This is a genomic window from Mycobacterium sp. Soil_C_30, from assembly GCF_057656995.1.
The window spans coordinates 1-17,950 of record NZ_JBDGJH010000004.1 but is presented as its reverse complement, the minus strand read 5'-3'; the positions used below and the strand labels follow the sequence as shown (position 1 = coordinate 17,950).

Sequence of the window (17,950 nt, the reverse complement as noted above, 5' to 3'; positions counted from 1 at the left end):
ACGAACTTCTCCACTGCGTGGAACATGTTGGTCGGTGTCGGAGCCGTCCGTGTCCATGCCACCACCGCAGACCAACTGTCGCGTCATGCGCACATCAGACCTCGGGCGCCGGCGTGGCCCTGCCCCACCCGGAGCGCTCCGTCAGCGCCCGCAACAACGGAGTGATCCGGTACGGCAGCGGCGTCGTCAGCGCCAGCGTCGTGCTGGAATGCCGGACGCCGGGCAGTGACACGATCTGCTCCACCAGGTGTTGCAGGTCGGCCTGACTCACGGTGGCCACCCGCACCAGCAGATCCTCCCGGCCGGTGGTGGCGTGCACTTCCAGCACTTCCGGGATGTCGGCCATACTGCGCGCGATCGCCGACAGTTCACTCTGGCGGACTTCGAGCGCCACGAACGCCTGGACCGCGACCCCCACCGCGGCCAGATCGATGTCGGGCTGGAATCCACGCAGCACCGTCGCTTCGGTCAGCCTCCGCAACCGGGCCTGAACGGTGTTGCGGGCCACCCCGAGCGCCGACGCCAAGTCGCCGATGCCCACCCGGGCGTCGCGTGACAACGCTTCCAGCAGTCGCGCGTCGAGCCGGTCGATGTTGAGCATTGCGGTCACCTCGTAACGTGATGGACATCACTAACTGATCATTTCGCACAGTTGTAGTCGCAATAGTTGAACAAATCTTTCCTCGCGGCGAGGGTTGAAGTGTCCAAATCGGCAATTCGATGTTTCGGATGTGAGGTTGGCGGCCCATGAGCACCATCGATGACGTGAGGCGAGCGCCCCTGCACGCCGACCATCGCTACCGCGCGGATTCCGGACCGGTGCTGCTGACCGGCGTCCAGGCGATCGCGCGACTGCTCGTCGAACAGCACGAGCGCGACCGCAGGCAGGACATGCGGTCGGCCACCTTCGTCTCCGGCTACCAGGGCAGCCCTCTGGCCGGCCTGGACACCCTGCTGGCCGGCATCCCGGCACTGCGCACCGATCACGACGTCCGCATGGTGCCCGGTCTCAACGAGGAGTTGGCCGCGACATCGGTGTGGGGCAGCCAGCTCGAGCTGCCGGCCGGGAACTGCACCCACGACGGCGTCATCGGCGTCTGGTACGGCAAGGGGCCGGGTCTGGACCGGGCCGGTGATGCCATGCGGCACATGAACACCTACGGAATCCACCCCAAGGGTGGGGTGCTGGCCCTGGTGGGCGACGACCCTGCGGCCAAGTCGTCCACCGTTCCGGCCGCCAGCGAACGGACTCTGGCCGCGCTGAACATGCCGATTGTGTTCCCGCGCAACGCCGAAGAGGTCGTCAGCTTCGGGTTGCACGCCATCGCGCTGTCGCGGGCGTCGGGCTGCGCGGTCGCGATGAAGCTGGTGGCCGATGTCGCCGACGGACTGTGGACCTTCGATCACGATGTCAGCGCACTGCCCATCACCGTTCCCGCCATCACCTGGCAGGGCACGCCGTGGACCTACCGGCAGCGGGTCATGGCCTCGCCCCCCGACAGCGTGCTGGCCGAGGCCGACCTGTACGGCCCCCGATGGGAGATGGTGCACGCGTTCAACGACGCCAACGATCTCGACAGCATCGAGATCGACCCGCCGCACGCCTGGTTGGGCATCGTCGCCGTGGGCACCGCACACGACGCGCTGCGCGGGGCGCTGGCCGACCTGGGCCTCGACGAGGACACCCTGGCGGCCGCCGGTATCCGCCTCATGCGGGTCGGCATGCCCTACCCCCTGGGTCGGCGCAAGATCCGTGAGCTCGCCCGCGGAGTGGAGACGGTGCTGGTGGTCGAGGACAAGACCGCATTCGTCGAATCGCAGGTCAAAGACATCCTGTACGGGACGGCATCCGCTCCCGCGCTGCTGGGCAAGCGCGACCACGACGGCAGCCTCCTGGTTCCCGCCGACGGTGAACTGACGGCCGCGCGCCTGATGGCGCCGCTGCGACGGGTCCTGCGCGGCCGCGTCGAGTTGCCCTCGGCCACCCGCGGACCGATCCCCCTGACGGTGCTGCCGACCACGCGCACTCCGTACTTCTGCTCCGGCTGTCCCCACAACAGGTCGACGGCGGTTCCGGCCGGCTCGCTGGCCGGCGGCGGGATCGGCTGCCACACCCTGGTGACGATGTCGGGGCGCACCGATTCGCAGGTCACCGGGCTCACCCAGATGGGCGGTGAGGGCAGCCAGTGGATCGGGCAGGCCCCCTTCACCGATGTCGGGCACATCTTCCAGAACGTCGGTGACGGCACTTATTTCCACTCCGGCCAGCTGGCGGTGCAAGCGTGCATCGCCGCGGGGGTGAACATCACCTACAAGATCCTCTACAACAGCGCAGTCGCGATGACGGGCGCCCAGGACGCCGAGGGCGGATTGCCCGTCGCGGACCTCACCCACAAGCTGACCGCCGAGGGCGTCGCGAAGATCATCGTCTGCGCCGACGAGCCGGAACGCCATGCCGGCTCCCAGTTTGCTGCAGGCACGGTGCTCTGGCACCGGGACCGCCTCGACGAGGCCCAGCGCATTCTGCGCGACGTCCCCGGCGTCACCGTGTTGATCTATGACCAGCAGTGTGCGGCGGAAGCCCGACGCAAGCGCAAGCGCGGAAAACTCCCGGTGCGACGCACCCGGGTGATCATCAACGAAGCGGTCTGCGAGGGCTGCGGTGACTGCGGTGTGAAGTCCAACTGTCTGTCGGTGCAGCCCGTCGACACCGAGTTCGGCCGCAAGACCCGCATCGATCAGACCGGCTGCAACACCGACTACAGCTGCCTCGACGGCGAGTGCCCGTCGTTCGTCACCGTCGAGGTACCCGAGGAGCCGGTCTCGGCAACGCGCACTCCACCCACCCCGCCAACCGTCACCGAACCCGAACTGCGGCAGGTGCATTCGCCTTACAACGTGTTCCTGGCCGGAATCGGCGGCACCGGCATCGTCACGGTCAACCAGGTGCTGGGCACCGCGGCGCTGCGTGCCGGCCTGCACGTGCAGGGGCTCGATCAGACCGGGTTGAGCCAGAAAGCCGGGCCCGTCACCTCACACCTGCGGATCAGCCCGACGCCGACACCGACGTCCAACCGTATCGGTCTCGACTCCGCGGATTGTGTGCTGGCTTTTGATCTGCTGACCGCGGCGGAACCCAAGAACGTGGCGCTGGCGTCGGCGCAGCGCACCACCACTGTGGTCTCGACCAGCCGCACCCCCACGGGGGCCATGGTCTACGACCCGACCGTCGCTTATCCCGCCGACGCTGAACTGCTCGGCCGGCTGGAGCCGGTGTCCCGCAACACTGTCACCATGGACGCCCTCGCGGCGGCAGAGATACTGTTCGGCAACACCATGGTGGCCAACTTCCTGTTGGTCGGCGCCGCGTATCAGGCTGGCGCGCTACCGATTCCGGAACAGTTCATCATCGGCGCCATCGAATTCAACGGCGTCGCGGTTGCCGCCAACGTCGCCGCATTCCAGTGGGGACGGGTGGCGGTGGCCGACCCGACCACCTTCGCGGCGGCCACCTCGACACCCGTCGCGGCGCCGCGGACGCTGGCACCGGATCACCCGTTGCTGCGCAACTCACCGTTGACCGGCGACACGGCGGTGCTGGCCGCTCGCCGCGCGGCCGAGCTCATCGCCTACCAGGGCCGGCGCGTGGCGGCCGACTATCTGCGTGAGGTCGAAAAAGTCTGGCGTGCCGAGCGTTCCGTCGGCGATGCCACGGCCTTCAGTGAGGCGGCGGCTCGTGGACTGCACAAACTCGCCGCGTACAAAGACGAGTACGAGGTCGCCCGGCTGTTGACCGATCCGGCTTTCCTCGACACCGTACGGGCCGAGGTTCCCGGGGCGCAGAACCTCACCTACAAGTTGCACCCGCCCACCCTCAAAGCGCTGGGCCGCGATCACAAGGTCGGATTCGGCCCCAGATCCCATGTTGCACTGCGGGTGCTCAAGCACGGAAAGCGGCTGCGCGGAACACCATTCGATCCGTTCGGTTACACCCGCATGCGGCGCCTCGAGCGGGCCCTGCTGGAGCAGTACCGGTCGTTGCTGTCCGAGGCGGCCGCGACGCTGACCGCCGACACCTACCAGCGGGCCACCTCGATCGCGGAGGCCGCCGACCTGATCCGCGGCTACGAGGACGTCAAGCTGCGCAGTGTCGAGCGTTACCGGGCCCGGCTGCAGGAGTTGGGTGTCGAGACGTCAGCCCAATGACGCGTAGAAGTGGTCGATCTCCCCGGTAGCGGTGGCGATATGCGTGCGCATGGCCTCTTCGGCGCCGTCGGGGTCCGCTGCGGCAATGGCATTGAGCACCGCTTCGTGCCCGGAGTGCGTCGAGGGCACCACCAGTTCGAAGTTCAACAGGTCGAGGGTGTCGAACATGGCGATCCGGGAGCTCTCCACCGCTTCGAGCAGTGGTGGGCAGTCGGCCCACTCCGCCAGCGTCAGGTGAAACCGTGAGTCGATGGACCGGAAGGCCCCGACGTCGCTGACCTCGGTCAGACGGTCCAGATCGGCCTGCAGTACGGCCATGGCGTCGGCCGAGATGCGGCTGGCCGCGCGCCGGGCGGCCAGCGGTTCGACCGCCATCCGAAACTCCTGCAGCGCCAGCGCCTGTTCGTGACTCAAGCTGGGCCGGTAGTGGGCTCCGTGCTCCGGGCGTTTGACGAAGGCACCGCCCCCTGGGCCCCGCCTGATCTCGATGGCGCCTTCGCCTTCGAGGACGCGCAGCGCCTCGCGCAGCGTCACGCGTGACACCCCGAGTTGTTCGGCGTATTCGCGTTCCGGTGGTAGCCGCTCCCCCGGGGTCAGCCGACCCAGCCGGATCTCGCGATGCAGATGCGTGAGCACCACGCTGTAGGCGGTGGGCACGTGAACCCGAGACGTCATGACCGCACTCTAGTATCTTCCGCACCAGGGTCTATAGGTCTACACTTCATACCTACTTCACCGATGTTTCCCACCGAGGAGGTTCGACGCATGCAGGACGCTCGGCGAGGCCACAGCTCGCCGCCGCTCATCGGCCTGACCGGACGCCGGGTGCCGGCGCTGGTTCTCGGTGTCCCCCACGGCTGGGCCGATGCCCCGATCGACGCGTACTTCAGCGAGTACGCGCAGTCGGTGACCGCCGCCGGCGGCCTGCCCGTGCACACTCCGATGACCGCCGACCCGCGAGAGCTGGCGCAGCGCTGCGACGGCTTCGTCTTCAGCGGCGGCGAGGATGTGGACCCGGTGCGCTACGGCGGTGCCATCACCCCGGCCACCACCGTCGTCGACCCGGCGCGCGACGAGTTCGAGATCGCGCTGCTGGAAGCGGCGCTGGCCCTGCAGAAACCGGTCCTGGGCATCTGCCGCGGCGCACAGCTGATCAACGTCGTATGCGGCGGCACCCTGATGCCAGACCTGACCATCGGCCAGGGCGACTCGCACGCGTCCTACGCCTATCCGCGCACCCATCGTCGCCACGAGGTGCGGTTCGAAGACGGATCGCTGAGCCACCGCCTCTACGGTCCTCGCATCGCGGTCAACTCGTTTCACCATCAGGCGGTGGACCGGGCCGGCACCGGCATAGCCATCACCGGCCGCGCCGCCGACGGCGTGGTCGAGGCCATCGAAATCGAGGGCGCCCCCGTCCTCGGATTGCAGTGGCACCCCGAATGTTTCGACGTCGATCCGGCCTTCGGCTGGCTCGTCGACGTCAGCCGGATCCAGAACACCGACAGACAGGATGCAGCATGAACACACACCAGGACAAGGTCGCGTTCGTGACCGGCGCCGGTTCGGGCATAGGCCGCGCCATCGCCACGCGACTGGCCGCCGAGGGCGCCAAGGTGGTGGTCACCGACGTCGACCTCGACGCGGCGACAGCCACCGCAGACCTGTTGCGCGACGCCGGCGGTGCGGCGGTACCCGCCCGGGTCGACGTCCGGGACCGCGCCGAGATCAGTGCGGCCGCCGACCTGGCGATCAGCACCTGGGGCGCATTGCACCTGCTCGTCAACAACGCCGGAGTGGTCACGCCCCATTCGTTCTGGGACCTGACCGAGGAGGCCTGGGATACGGTGCTCGACATCAACCTCAAAGGCCAGTTCCTGGTGTCTCAGGAGGTCACCCGCCGGATCGCCGACTCCGGCGGTGGCGCGGTGGTCAACCTCTCGACGGTGGAGGCGTCAGTGGTGGTGACCTCCGGCGGCACCTCCCAGCCGCACTACAACGCCAGCAAGGCCGGTGTGCCGATGCTGACCAAGGCCATGGCACTGGAGTTGGCGCCCAACAACATTCGGGTAAATTGCATCGCCCCCGGACCCATCGCCACCAACTTCTTCGACTACGACCTGGTGACCTCGGCGGCCGGCCTGGAGTTCCTCAAGCAGCGGGTGCTGCTCGGCCGGGTCGGCCAGCCCGACGACATCGCCAACGCGGCCAACTTCCTGCTCTCCGACCAGGCGTCTTACATCACCGGCATCCAGTTGCCGGTCGACGGTGGATGGCTGACCCGATGAAGGACTACCTACTGGACCCGAAAGAACTGGGCGCCAATGGTATCCACACGGTCATCGTCGGCTCCCCTGATCTGCAGGGCAGGCTGGTGGGCCGGCGGGTGCCCGTCGAGTCCTTCGACCGGGTCGCCGAGGAAGGCGTCGAGGTCTGCACCGCCGTCTACGCCTGGGACGTCACCCAAGGACTTGACCTCATCGAGAGCGACGTGCTGGAGATGTGCAGCACCGCCAACGGCATTCCGGACGTCACCTTCCAGCCGGATCTGTCCACCCTGCGCCGCGCCGCCTGGCTCGACGGCGTCGCGGTGTGTCTTGCCGATCCCTATGACCCACGCAGCGACGAGTTCCTTCCGCTGTCACCGCGCACCATCCTCAAGCAGGAGATCGCCCGGCTGAAAGAGCTGGGTTTGCATGCCAAGACCGGCACCGAACTCGAGTTCTATCTCTTCCACAACGCGCCACGCGAACTGCGCGACGCCGGGTTCGCCGGCCTGCGGCCCACCACCGCCATTCCTGCGGATTTCCAGATCCACGAAGGCAACACCTTCGAACCGTTCTTCCGGGGGCTGCGCACCGCGCTGTACCAATCGGGCATCGAGGTCGAAGCCGCCCAATCGGAGTGGGGCACAGGGCAATGGGAGATGACGTTCCGCTACGGCGATCCCCTCGAGATGGCCGACCGCCACCTGCTGTACAAGCTGGCCGTGCGTGACTACGCCACTGCGGCCGGGATGAGTGCGACTTTCATGGCGCGGCCGCTCAACGGCCAGCCCGGGTCGTCCTGTCACGTGCACCTGTCCCTGGTAGACGATGACGGCACACCGGTGTTCTCCGATGGTTCGTCTCCGGTGTCCATGACGCCGACGATGACCCACGCCGTCGGCGGGGTGCTGGCCCACACCACCGACTACATGGCCTGGTACGCGCCGACGGTGAACTCCTACCGGCGGATCAACTCACACGAGGTCGCGGGCTGGGGACTGACGTGGGGTATGGACAACCGCACCACGTCGGTGCGGATCGTCGGACGCCGCCCGCAGGACCTGCGATTGGAGTTCCGGCTGCCCGGTGCCGATACCAATCCCTATCTCACCCTCGCCGCACTCCTGGCGTCGGTGCGCGACGGGGTGCAGAACTCGGTCGAACCGCCGGAGATGACAACCGGCAACGGTTACGCCACGGCCGTCGACCCCACCTTCCCCCGTCATCTCGGGGATGCCGCCGCGGCCCTGCGTAATTCGGCGTTCCTACGCGCCCAGCTCGGCGATTCCCTCGTCGATCACTTCGCCACCCTCACCGACTTCGAATGGGACTCGTTCCTCGGTGTGGTCAGTGGCTGGGACCTCGACCGCTACTTCGATCGGATCTGAGCCACCATGTACACACCGCCGGACCAGCTCACCTGGATCAACGGCCTAGGCGAACAGAGTGCACTGCCCACCGAGACAATGCTGGCCGATCCCAACACCGGCCAGGACCTGCAGCGGCTGGAGGCCTCGTCCTTCGAGCAGCTGGACCGGGCCATCGCCGTGGCCGAGGGTGTTCACCGGGACGGCTGGTGGCGCACCGGCGGGGTGGCGGCGCGGGCCGGCGCGCTGGAACGTTTCGCCGACGCCCTGGCCCAACGATGCGAGAACATCGCGGTTCTCGATGCGGTGAACACCGGCGTGCCGGTGAGCGTGACGCGGATGTTCAGCGCCTCCTTGGCCGGCACTGTTCGGCAGGCGGCCGCACTGGCGGTCGAACTCGGTGATGAAGTCGCTCTGCCCGCGCAGCAGGGTCCGGTGCGGCTGCGCCGGGTGGCTTGGGGCCCAACGGCGTTGATCATTCCGTGGAATGCGCCGTCGGCGATCATGGTGAAGAAGATGGCGTTCGCTCTGGCGGCGGGCGCACCCGTGATCGTGAAGCCGTCGCCGTTCGCGCCGTGGAGCGCGCAGGTGATCGCCGAGGCCGCAGCCGCGGCGCTGCCGCCCGGTGTAGTGGGTGTGGTGCTCGGTGACGGCGAACTGGGGGCCCGACTGTGCGCCGACCCCCGCATCAAGGCGATCTCGATGACGGGTGCGACGAACACGGGCAGGGCGATCGCACGGGCAGCCGCGGACAATCTCACCCGGTTGCGCCTCGAGCTGGGGTCCACCAATCCGGTGGTGGTGTGCGCGGATGCCGATCTGGCCTTGGCCGCGCAGAGTCTCTGCGACGGCATGGTCAAGCTCAACGGGCAGTGGTGCGAGGCGCCCAGGTCGGTGTTCGTTGATCAGTCCGTGCACCACGATCTCGTCGAAGCTCTGTCGGCACTGGTGTCACAGATGTCGGTGGGCTCCAGTCTGGACGAGGCGACGGCAGTCGGCCCGATGGCTTACCCTGCTCGCCGTACCGAGCTGGAACGTCAACGCGCGCAACTTGTCACATCGGGGCGCCGCGCCGTCGCCACGGTCGGGGTGCCCCCGTCCGGCGCCTTCTTCGGCCCGACAATCCTCGACGGGGCCGGCGCGGACCTCGGCGAGGAGGTGTTCGGCCCGATGCTGGTGGTGGAATCGTGCCCGTCCGAGCGCGAGGCGGTGGCACGGGCCAATCAGGTCGCCGGTGGTCTGGCTGCCTACGTGTTCAGCCGCGACGTCGACCGCGGCCTGGCACTCACCGGCGCTCTGTACGGCGGTGAGTGCAAGCTCAACGGCACCAGTGTGTTGGACATGTCCGAGGAGTCCGCCCAGAGCTTTTTCGGGCTCAGCGGCATCGGCGGCCACGGCGACCGCGACGTCCTGCAGTTCTATTCCGGGAAACAAGTGGCGGGCGTCGACCTCGTGGGCCCGCCGCTGTAGCGCACCGTCGCCGGGCACACTCCGGACGCAGCTTTTCCAGCCTCTGCGCACCTCGCCGCCCGCCTTACACCAGAAAAACTGCACACCTCGCCGCCCGCCTTGCAGCGACAAACCAGCGACTGCGACCCGACACGGCCGGTCTCCCCGGATATCGCTAGGCGGCGTGCCCGCCTCCACGCGACAGTTCAGCGACTCGACGCCTGAGATCCAGGACGCGCTGATCGATGCGACGCTCCGTGCTGCGCGGCATGAGGCCCTTGACATAGACGCCTCGTGCAGATCGAAAGACTCTGCCGCGCTGCACCTCCCACCGCAACGCGTCGGATACTCTTTTCGATGCAGGGTCGCCCACGTCGAAACCCTGCACGGCCAGTGAGTCCACGAGTTCCTCCACCGTCGCCTGTGTGTTGTCGAAGAGGTACGTGGTCAGCAGATAACGTAGCTCGATGCCGCGGACCGGCAGTAAATTGCTCATGGCCGACCATGGCATGGCCCTCCGACAGACGGTGCCCGTCGCTGAATCGTCGCTCCAAGCCGGGCACCGCAACAACACAAATCCCCAGGGACTGACGTGACAACTGAGACCGCGGCGCCCGTGTCGACGCCGCTCGTACCCGTCAAGGCTGTTTGAGGACTCGTCGAGACACCGACGTACCCGTCAAGGCCATGCGAGCACTCGTCGAGACATTCACCCCGTCAAGACCATTCACCCACCCGCCCGCCTGGCAGCGACGTCCCAGCGACACCCCCGTCGCTGAACCGTCGCTCCAAGCCGGGCATTCCAAGAACACTGGGCACCGTACGGCAACCCAATGCACTCAGCCGGTCGGGGTGGCTGAACTCCGGTCAGAATCCTCTGCGCTCAGGTCGAGCGCCCGGGTGATCGCCCGGTAAGCCTCGGGCCGGCGCGATCTCAGGACCAGCGCCTGCACCATGCCGCCGATGCCCACCACCACGATCATGACCAGCAGTGCGACGCTGAGGATTCCGAATGTCGGTGTGCCGGAGTCGTCGACGTCACCGACCAGCAGGGGGAAGTTGGCGGCGATCAGCACGGCTGACAGCGTGAGGGCGATCGCCGCCACCACCGTGCACACGTAGGTCCCCGGCCCCACCACGCCCCGCCGGTGCACCAGGAAGTAACGCATCACGGCCACCGAGGTGGTCACCATCAGGACCACGATGATCAGGGTGCCCACCCCGGCGAACCACGCGAACAACAGCGCGGCGGGGGTTCCCGACAGGGCGCCGATCACGATGAGCAGACCGGCCACCGCCGCCTGGACCGTCGAGGCGATGCTGGGTCCGCCGTGCCGCGGGTGCAGTGCTGCAAGCTGTTTGGGCAGCAGCCCGCTGGAGGACATGGACTTCAGATACCGCGCCACCACCGTGTTGAGCCCCAGCACACAGGCGAACATGCTGCCCAGGAGCAGGACGGTGACCAGCACCGAGCCCACCGGCCCCAGGTAGTCCTCAGCGGTGCGCGACAGCAGCAGAGCGGGTTCCTCGGCCGCGACATCGATCACCGAATTGGTACCCCAGGCCATCACGATCGCCCAGGAACCGAAGGCGTAGAACAGCCCGATGATCATGGCCGCGGCCATGGTCGCGCGCCGGATGGTCTGGTCGGGGTTCTTGGCCTCGCTGCGGAACACCACGGTGGACTCGAAACCGATGAAACCCGCCAGTGCAAACATCAGCCCCAATGCGGGTGAGCCGCTGAGTATCTCGGCCGGCGTAAAGGGAGCCAAGGACAACCCGTCGGCGCCGCCCCGGGCGATCACCGCGACAGCCAGCGCCACCACGATGGCCATCTCCGCGATCAGCACCACGCCGAGCACCCGGGAACTGAACTCGATCCGACGGTAACTCAGCAGACCGACCGCCACGACGGCAGCCAGGGAGAACAGCCACCACGGCAGACTCGGCCCGCCGACGCTCGCCAGTGCCGCGCTGACAGCGTCACCGAGGTAGGTGAAGACGGCGAATTGCACGGCGGAGTAACACATGACCGCCAGCCAGGCCGCACCCGTGCCCGCGGCGGCACTCAATCCGTGGGCGATGAAGCCGAAGAACGACGAGGTGTGGGGCACTTCGCGACTCATCTTGATCATGCCGACCGCGAAGAGCAGCAGGATCGCGGCGGACACCACGAACATCGCCGGAAAGCCGATTCCGTTGCCGAGCAGCAGGCCCACCGGCACGGCGCCGCCCATGACGGTCAGGGGCGCAGCGGCGGCCACAACAAGCAGGGTGATCGCGGGCGTTCCGAGCGCGGCCCGCGTGGGAATGTGTGTGATGGCGACCACCTCCAGGTCTAAGGGTATGAAATATATACCTGTAGGCCAGGCCTGTCACCCTTGGATTCTGACGATGCGCCACGGTGCGGTCAGTGGACCAAGCCCTCGAGGTCCCTGCACCGCACGGAAACGGTCCCGCAACTCCCTACGTCAGTGCCACGTGCAGCGGAACATTCACCGTGCCCAATCCGACCGCCGTCGCCCGCCCCAGCTGCACCGACTCCCCCGCCGTCGGGTACACACCGTCGTCCGTTCCCGCGAACATGTCCGTGATCCAGCCGGCGGCGATCCGCTGCACCGCGGTGGGGTTTCCCGGCTGGGAGAACCCGCACGCCAGGCTGCTCAGCAGATCGGTACTGACGCCTTCAGCGTCGACGTGAGTTCCCGCGGCCAGGCGGACACCGACGAACTCGCCCGGCCGCTGCGTCTCCAGAACCGTTGTGCCCGAGCCGAAGTTGTTGCACAGGCAAGGTTCCGCGGCGATCTGGTACACCGGCACACCGTCCAGGTTCTGCAAACCTTCGGCCATGTCGCCGTCGCGGTCCACGGCGTCGAGCAGGACGATGCCCTTCAGATAGGGGTCGTCGCCGAGCAGGCCACCGGCCGCGGTCACCAGATTGCCCCCGGCCGAATGCCCGGCCAGCACGTAGTCCTGCGGCAACTCTCCGGTGTATCCGGCGGCAGCAGCGCTGGCGTTCAGCGCTGCGCGATCAGCGAACAAGGCGGCCACCGCCTCCTGGGTCTCCGATCCGTTGATCCAATACGGGTCAGAGCCTAGGAAATTCGACGACAAACTGGGTGCCACGACCACGGTGTTGGTCTGGCGCGCCAGAGCGGCGGCCAGGGCGCTGACATTGCCGCTGTTGCGGAAGAAGCCGTGCTGCAGGTAGATGACGCCGGTGGGCTCGCCCTCGGGGAAGTACCAGTCGGCGTTCACCGAGACGCCGTCGGCGAGGTCGAGACCGGAGTGGCCGACGCGCACACCTGCCGGCTCTTCCCCGCCGCGGTCGAACAGTATTCGCATCGCCACATTGGTGACCGTCTTGAGCAGCAACTCGAACTGGTTCAGTTCGCCGGGCGCGCCCAGAACCGACACCGTCACGTGGTCCACCACCAGCTCTTGGCCGGGAGTCCCGTACAAGCCCAGCTGTTCGCCGGTGTAGAAGTCGTTGATCCAGCCGGCCGCCACCGTACCGACCGCCTGAGTGTGCCCCGGCGGTGAGATCTGCGTGACCAGCTGCACCGCGATGTCGAACAGCGGGTTGACCCCCAGCATGGCGTCGGCGTGCGATCCACCGACGAGCACCACCCCGTTGAACCGGTCCGGTCGCGCCGCCAGCAGTTGATCGGTGCCGCGGTCGAAGGCATTCCACAACTGCGACGGCGCCGCGATCTGATACACCGGGATGTCGCCCAGCTTGGCCAGCGCGTCGGGCAAGGCCTCGTTGAGTGCCACCCCGTCCAGCATCACCACTCCGGCGAGGTGTTGGGCGGCCCCGTTGTCGACGGTGTATCCGGCGACGGTGGCCGCAAAGCCCCCGCCCGCCGAGTGCCCGGCAAGGACGAACTCCTGCGGCAGGGTTCCGGTGTAGCCTGCCGCGGCCGCGCTGGCGGCCAGGGCGGTGCGGTCACCGGTGAACAGGTCGGCGACGGCCTTCTGCAGCGGCCGCCCGTTGAGCCAATAGTTGTCGGGCATCAGGAAATTCGACGTGAAACTGGGTGAGACGACGATGCTGTTGGTCTGCTCGGCCAGTGTGGTGGCCAGCGCCGGGTAGAACGCCTTGTCGAGCAGGAAGCCGTGCTGTAGCCAGATGATGCCGTTGGGCGGCTCGTCGCTGGTCGGGAAGTACCAGTCGGCCGGCGCGACGAGGTTGCCGTCACCGCGCGGGATGTCGACACTGGAGCGCCCGACCGTCACGCCGACTTTCCGGGCAATGGGTGCGCTGGCCAGGTTGACGCTCACCACGATCACCCGCACACCGCCGGCCAGTCCGTCGTCGACACCGACGGCGAACGAATCCGCCTGCTCGCCTGTGCTTCCCGGGGTGTAGGTGAACTCTCCGCTCACGGAGTCGACGTTGACGGTACCGGCGTCGGGCTGCCGCACCACGGTGTAGGTCAGTGCATCGCCTTCGCGGTCGGTACCGGTGATGACGCCCGTGGCGGTCTGCTCGGTCGGATCGGGAACGTCGACGACGTCCGCCTCCGGCGCGGTGTTGCGCCACAGCCCGACATCGCGCAGCACCCGCAGCACGATCTGCGACGGGGTGCGTTCGGGTTCTTCGGTGCGTTCGGTTTCGCGCACTGTTGCGCCGAATCGGCGCGCTGGTTCATCGGACTTGACCCGCTTCGTCGAGACCGACGTTCGGGTGTCGTCGTCCCGGGACTTTTCCGCCGAATCGTCCGTGGGGTCAGGAGACGGAGTGTCCTCGCGCTCGGCGGTGCGCGCCGCCCTGCGCTCGGCGCGCTCGCTCGAATAGGACTGCCGCTCCGTCGACTTCGACGGCCGATCGGCGGATTCCGAGGTGGATTCCGAGCCGGAGTCCGCAGTGGTATCGGCAGCCGCCACTCCAGCCCCACCGAACAGACCGACGCCGGCCGCCACCGCCCCAGCGCACAACCACCACCGCAGCCGCCCGACCGAGTTCACCCGACGACGGTAACCACTACCGCTGGTCCGGCGGGTCTTTTTGCGTTGACTCGGCGTCACACGTCGGCCCGGTGAGCGCAGAGCCAAGGCGTTACCCCAGCCTCACCACGGGCGCCGTGCCGACTTGGACCGTGACGCCCGGGGCGGGGTAGATACCCGTCCTCCCGGGGCTGTCGGGTCCCAGACCCGCGAACATATCGAAGACGTAGCCGGCGGCGATGGTCTGCAGCGCAGCCGGGTAGCCGGACCGGGGGAACCCGCACGCCAGCTTCCCGATCAGATCGCCGCTGCTGCCCTCGGCGTCGATGTGTTCGCCACGGACCATCCGCACCCCGACGAACTGACCGCGCCGAACCTGGAGCAAAGCCTTTGTCCCGGAGTCGGATCCGTTGCATGGACAGGGCTCGGCGGAGATCGTGTACACCGGCACCGCACTGGGTATCTTGCTCAGCCCGGTCACCATATCGGTGTTGTAGTTGAATGCATCGAGCAGCAGAACTCCCTTGAGACCGGTATTCGCCGCCGCCGCGCCACCGGCCAGGCTCACCAGATTCCCGCCCGCCGAATGTCCGGCCAGCACGAATTTCGAGGGCAAGGGCCGGGTGTAGCCGGCCGCTGCCGCGCTGGCGGTGAGCGCGGCGATGTTGGCGCCGAACAACGCAGCGATAGCCCCCGGGGCGGCGGTACCCCTGATCCAGTACGGATTGCTGGAGGAACTCGAAATCAAGGGCGCCACCACAAGACTGCCGGTCTGGCTGGCCACAGCCTTGGCCAGGGCGCTGATGTCCACGTTGTCGCGTGTGTATCCGTGCTGCAGGAAGACGACGCCGGCAGGGTTGGTCACCGCCGGGATGAACCAGTCGGCATCGACCGTGACGTTGGTGGCCAGCTTGAGGGACGAGTCCCTGACCGTCACCGACACGGGTGCGGGCAGTGCAGCCGCGGACACCACCTGGGCCGCCAGGGTTTCGGCCGGAGGTGGCGCCACCGCCGGCTCCCAGGCCGGCACGCTCTCGCGCGACACATGCGCAGTGCGTGCGCGCAGCGGTGCGGCGGGCACCTTGTCCGACGGAGTGACGACCCGGACGGTCTCCCGCACCGGGACCTCGCGCATGCGCTCCGTTCCTGCGATCGGATCCAGGGCTGGCTGGCGGCGGGTGGGTTCCGAGCCGAACCGTCGCGTTTTCTTCGACGGCTCCTCCCGGGTGCTTACTGCGTCGGATTTTGCGCGCTTCGATGAATTCGTTCGATCTTGTTCAGCGGCAGCTGGTTTCGTCGACTGATCCCGTGAGGTATCGGAACTTTCCGAGGACTGCGACGTGGCCGACGCAGGACTGGTTTCGGTGTCGGCGGACGCCACGCCCCCGCCGACGAACATTGCCGCCCCGATGCTGGCCGCACCCGCACTCGCGGTCAGCCACAAGGGCATTCGCTCGACTGTGATCATTCACAACGGTAGGCCCGTCGCGGTTGCCCGCATGGTTTCTCCGCAGAAAGACCTCGGCAAATTTGAATTATTGGTGTCACGTATTCAACTGCGGGACAACATATTTGCACAATTCCCCAGGGCACGCCGGGCACTCACCCCAGTCCGACGACCGCCGCGCCGCCCACCGAGACCGACTGCCCCGTGAAGGGATACAACCCGGAGCCCTTGCCGATACCGGTCTCGTCGAACATGTCGACCACCCAGCCCGCCGCAATGCTCTGCAGTGCAGCGGCGTCGCGCGCTTTGGAGAATCCACCGGTGAGGCCGCCCAGCAGATCGCTGCTGGCGCCCTCGGCGTCGACGTGGCTTCCGCCGGCAATGCGCACCCCGACGAACTCCTCCGGCCGCGATCGGACCAGCAGCGCTGTGGTGGAGCCGAATCCGTTGATCAGGCGGGGCTCGGCGGCGATCTGGTAGACCGGCACGCCGGCGCCCAGTCTGCTCAGACCGGTGGCCATGTCACTGCCGTTGTTCACCGCGTCCAGCAGCAGGATGCCCTTCAGGGTGGCGCTCGACCCGATGATCCCGCCCGCGGCGGTCACCAGGTTGCCGCCGAAGGAATGCCCGGCCAGCACGAAGTTCGTCGGCAGGCTGCCTCCGGTGTACCCGGCCGCGACAGCGCTTGTTGTGAGGGCCGTTCGGTCCGTGCCGAAGAGTCCCGCGACGGCGCTGAATGTGCGCGGTGCGGTGATGCGATACGAATTGAAGGCGTTGGTCGACACCGAGGGCGCGACCACGATGCTGTTGGTATCGCGGGCCAGCGCGTTCGCCAACGCCTCCATGTTGTTGTTGGTGCGGAAGTTGCCGTGGTTGAGGTAGACGATGCCCCTGGGTTCCGTGCCGGCGGTCGGGAAATACCAATCGGCGTTGACGTTCACGCCCGCGGTCAGCCGAAGATCGGAAGTGCCGACGGTGACGGCGGGCGCGGCCACGGCGGCGGGAGCACCGCCTGTGTCGCGTGCGAGCCGTTCCTCATCACGCGCGCTGACCGACGCGCGCGCACGCCTGTCGTCTTCGGCAGCCGGCGCGAGCTGGACGAGGACCGTCCTCTCGGCCGTACGCCGGGGCGCCATCGCAGCCGACCGCTCGGTGGTGTCGTCGTCGGCGCGGGTCGGTCTCGTCTCGCGCTTCGGCGCGGAATCACGCGCCGAGGTTCGGGGTCGGTCGGCACGAGGCGTATCGGAGCGTTCCGATGAGGTCGACGAGGACGAACTCGTGCCAGTATCCGATTTTCTGGTCTCGGCGCTCGCCGCGCCGGCTCCGAACGTCAACGCCAGGCCCACCCCGCCGGACACGACCGCGGCGGTCAGCCACCATTTGCCATTCCAGTTCACCAGGCGACCAAATCACGGTCGGCGACGGATAGCCAGCTACTTGACTCATTAATTAAAAGATCAAGTAGCCAACTTCGTCACAGCCGAAAAGCGCCTGCGTCTTCGTTATTCGGCCAGTTCACGGGTGCCCGGTTCGCCATGGGCACCGATGGACGTCGGCAACATCAGCTAACTGAACCGGGAGCAACGAACTTGAAAAGGTAACCAAGATGTCCGCGCGCTGCGGGTGTGCGGTGTTGCTGGGGGCGTCCATCGGAACGGCCCTGTTGCCGCAACTCTGGGGTGCTACACAACGAAAACCGCCGACCGCGGGAAGTGAGTGCGGTCGGCGGCGTCGCCGTGACAAAGCGGAGTTGCTGTTTACGCCTCGCGCTGCGCGGGGATCGCTCCGGTGGGAGCGTCTTCCTCGTGCACGCGCTGCGGCGCCGTGCTGGGCTCGTCGTAGCCCGGCTCGTGAGCCTTGTACTTGTGGGTGCCTTCGAGATCGTCGCGGATGGCTTCCTGCGCAGCCGGTGGCAGGGTGTGCAGGATCCCGCGCACGCGTTCCTGACGGCGCCGCACCGCATCCCGGAACGGCATCCCCGGCGTCGGGGTGACCTGCGGCGGCACACCTTCGATTTCCTCGACACCACCGTCATGGTGACCGGCCTCGATCTGCGCGGCCTCTTCGGCCATCGTCGCTTCGTCCTTCTCCTCGGACATGCCGATCGGACCGATGCGGCGACCGTTGAGGAACTGCTTGACCACCGGCTCATCCGAGGTCAGCAGCACCTCACGGGGGCCGAACATGACCAGGTGCTTGCGGAACAGCATGCCGATGTTGTCCGGCACGGTCCGGGCGATGTTGATGTTGTGCGTGACGATCAA

Annotated in this window: 12 protein-coding genes and 1 pseudogene; 5 read left to right on the top strand and 8 right to left on the bottom strand. The window is 67.5% G+C overall.

The window, feature by feature from the left end; all coding sequences use genetic code 11:
• Positions 1–94: 94 nt before the first annotated feature.
• Positions 95–601, bottom strand: coding sequence for an Lrp/AsnC family transcriptional regulator (locus AC3A6P_RS08275; protein ID WP_487690655.1), 507 nt, complete (start codon positions 599–601; stop codon positions 95–97).
• Positions 602–747: 146 nt separating this feature from the next.
• Here AC3A6P_RS08275 and AC3A6P_RS08270 point away from each other — a divergent pair, with 146 nt between their 5' ends.
• Positions 748–4,206, top strand: a complete 3,459-nt coding sequence (locus tag AC3A6P_RS08270) for an indolepyruvate ferredoxin oxidoreductase family protein (protein ID WP_487690653.1) — start codon at positions 748–750, stop codon at positions 4,204–4,206.
• Here AC3A6P_RS08270 and AC3A6P_RS08265 read toward each other — a convergent pair.
• Positions 4,195–4,881, bottom strand: a complete 687-nt coding sequence (locus AC3A6P_RS08265) for a FadR/GntR family transcriptional regulator (RefSeq protein WP_487690651.1) — start codon at positions 4,879–4,881, stop codon at positions 4,195–4,197. The genes AC3A6P_RS08270 and AC3A6P_RS08265 overlap by 12 nt on opposite strands.
• A gap of 90 nt (positions 4,882–4,971) precedes the next feature.
• Between AC3A6P_RS08265 and AC3A6P_RS08260 the strand changes: the two genes are divergently transcribed.
• The 4 genes from AC3A6P_RS08260 to AC3A6P_RS08245 are packed head-to-tail and all read left to right on the top strand — an operon-like array spanning position 4,972 to position 9,310.
• Positions 4,972–5,730, top strand: a complete 759-nt coding sequence (locus AC3A6P_RS08260) for a gamma-glutamyl-gamma-aminobutyrate hydrolase family protein (RefSeq protein WP_487690649.1) — start codon at positions 4,972–4,974, stop codon at positions 5,728–5,730.
• Entirely contained in the window at positions 5,727–6,494 is a 768-nt protein-coding gene (locus tag AC3A6P_RS08255; protein WP_487690647.1) for an SDR family NAD(P)-dependent oxidoreductase, read from the top strand. Before AC3A6P_RS08260 ends, AC3A6P_RS08255 begins: the two co-directional genes overlap by 4 nt.
• On the top strand, positions 6,479–7,861 hold the full coding sequence (locus AC3A6P_RS08250) for a glutamine synthetase family protein (protein ID WP_487690645.1): 1,383 nt from the start codon (positions 6,479–6,481) through the stop codon (positions 7,859–7,861). The genes AC3A6P_RS08255 and AC3A6P_RS08250 overlap by 16 nt, the downstream gene beginning before the upstream one ends.
• Positions 7,862–7,867: 6 nt before the next feature.
• Entirely contained in the window at positions 7,868–9,310 is a 1,443-nt protein-coding gene (locus AC3A6P_RS08245; protein WP_487690643.1) for an aldehyde dehydrogenase family protein, read from the top strand.
• A gap of 154 nt (positions 9,311–9,464) precedes the next feature.
• Here AC3A6P_RS08245 and AC3A6P_RS08240 read toward each other — a convergent pair whose 3' ends face one another.
• The 6 genes and pseudogenes from AC3A6P_RS08240 to AC3A6P_RS08215 form a co-directional block, all read right to left on the bottom strand.
• On the bottom strand, positions 9,465–9,785 hold the full coding sequence (locus AC3A6P_RS08240) for a hypothetical protein (protein WP_487690641.1): 321 nt from the start codon (positions 9,783–9,785) through the stop codon (positions 9,465–9,467).
• 343 nt (positions 9,786–10,128) lie between these two features.
• A complete protein-coding gene (locus tag AC3A6P_RS08235) occupies positions 10,129–11,619 on the bottom strand; it encodes an APC family permease (RefSeq protein ID WP_487690639.1) in 1,491 nt (496 codons plus the stop codon).
• A gap of 136 nt (positions 11,620–11,755) precedes the next feature.
• Complete coding sequence (locus AC3A6P_RS08230; protein ID WP_487690637.1) at positions 11,756–14,260, bottom strand: Ig-like domain-containing protein; 2,505 nt, start codon at positions 14,258–14,260, stop codon at positions 11,756–11,758.
• A 91-nt stretch (positions 14,261–14,351) separates the two neighbouring features.
• Positions 14,352–15,374, bottom strand: a complete 1,023-nt coding sequence (locus AC3A6P_RS08225) for a hypothetical protein (RefSeq protein WP_487690636.1) — start codon at positions 15,372–15,374, stop codon at positions 14,352–14,354.
• A gap of 467 nt (positions 15,375–15,841) precedes the next feature.
• Positions 15,842–17,083 carry a hypothetical protein gene (locus AC3A6P_RS08220; RefSeq protein WP_487690635.1) on the bottom strand — a complete coding sequence of 414 codons (1,242 nt, stop codon included), beginning with the start codon at positions 17,081–17,083 and terminating at the stop codon, positions 15,842–15,844.
• Positions 17,084–17,443: 360 nt separating this feature from the next.
• Positions 17,444–17,950, bottom strand: a pseudogene (locus AC3A6P_RS08215) (ABC transporter ATP-binding protein); the annotation flags it as partial.

Bases quoted from the DNA above. Each gene is read 5' to 3' on its own strand.
- AC3A6P_RS08265 (WP_487690651.1), bottom strand. From the start codon at position 4,881: ATGACGTCTCGGGTTCACGTGCCCACCGCCTACAGCGTGGTGCTCACG.
- AC3A6P_RS08245 (WP_487690643.1), top strand. From the start codon at position 7,868: ATGTACACACCGCCGGACCAGCTCACCTGGATCAACGGCCTAGGCGAA.
- AC3A6P_RS08270 (WP_487690653.1), top strand. From the start codon at position 748: ATGAGCACCATCGATGACGTGAGGCGAGCGCCCCTGCACGCCGACCAT.
- AC3A6P_RS08240 (WP_487690641.1), bottom strand. From the start codon at position 9,785: ATGAGCAATTTACTGCCGGTCCGCGGCATCGAGCTACGTTATCTGCTG.
- AC3A6P_RS08225 (WP_487690636.1), bottom strand. From the start codon at position 15,374: ATGCGCGAGGTCCCGGTGCGGGAGACCGTCCGGGTCGTCACTCCGTCG.
- AC3A6P_RS08260 (WP_487690649.1), top strand. From the start codon at position 4,972: ATGCAGGACGCTCGGCGAGGCCACAGCTCGCCGCCGCTCATCGGCCTG.
- AC3A6P_RS08250 (WP_487690645.1), top strand. From the start codon at position 6,479: ATGGCTGACCCGATGAAGGACTACCTACTGGACCCGAAAGAACTGGGC.
- AC3A6P_RS08255 (WP_487690647.1), top strand. From the start codon at position 5,727: ATGAACACACACCAGGACAAGGTCGCGTTCGTGACCGGCGCCGGTTCG.
- AC3A6P_RS08275 (WP_487690655.1), bottom strand. From the start codon at position 601: ATGCTCAACATCGACCGGCTCGACGCGCGACTGCTGGAAGCGTTGTCA.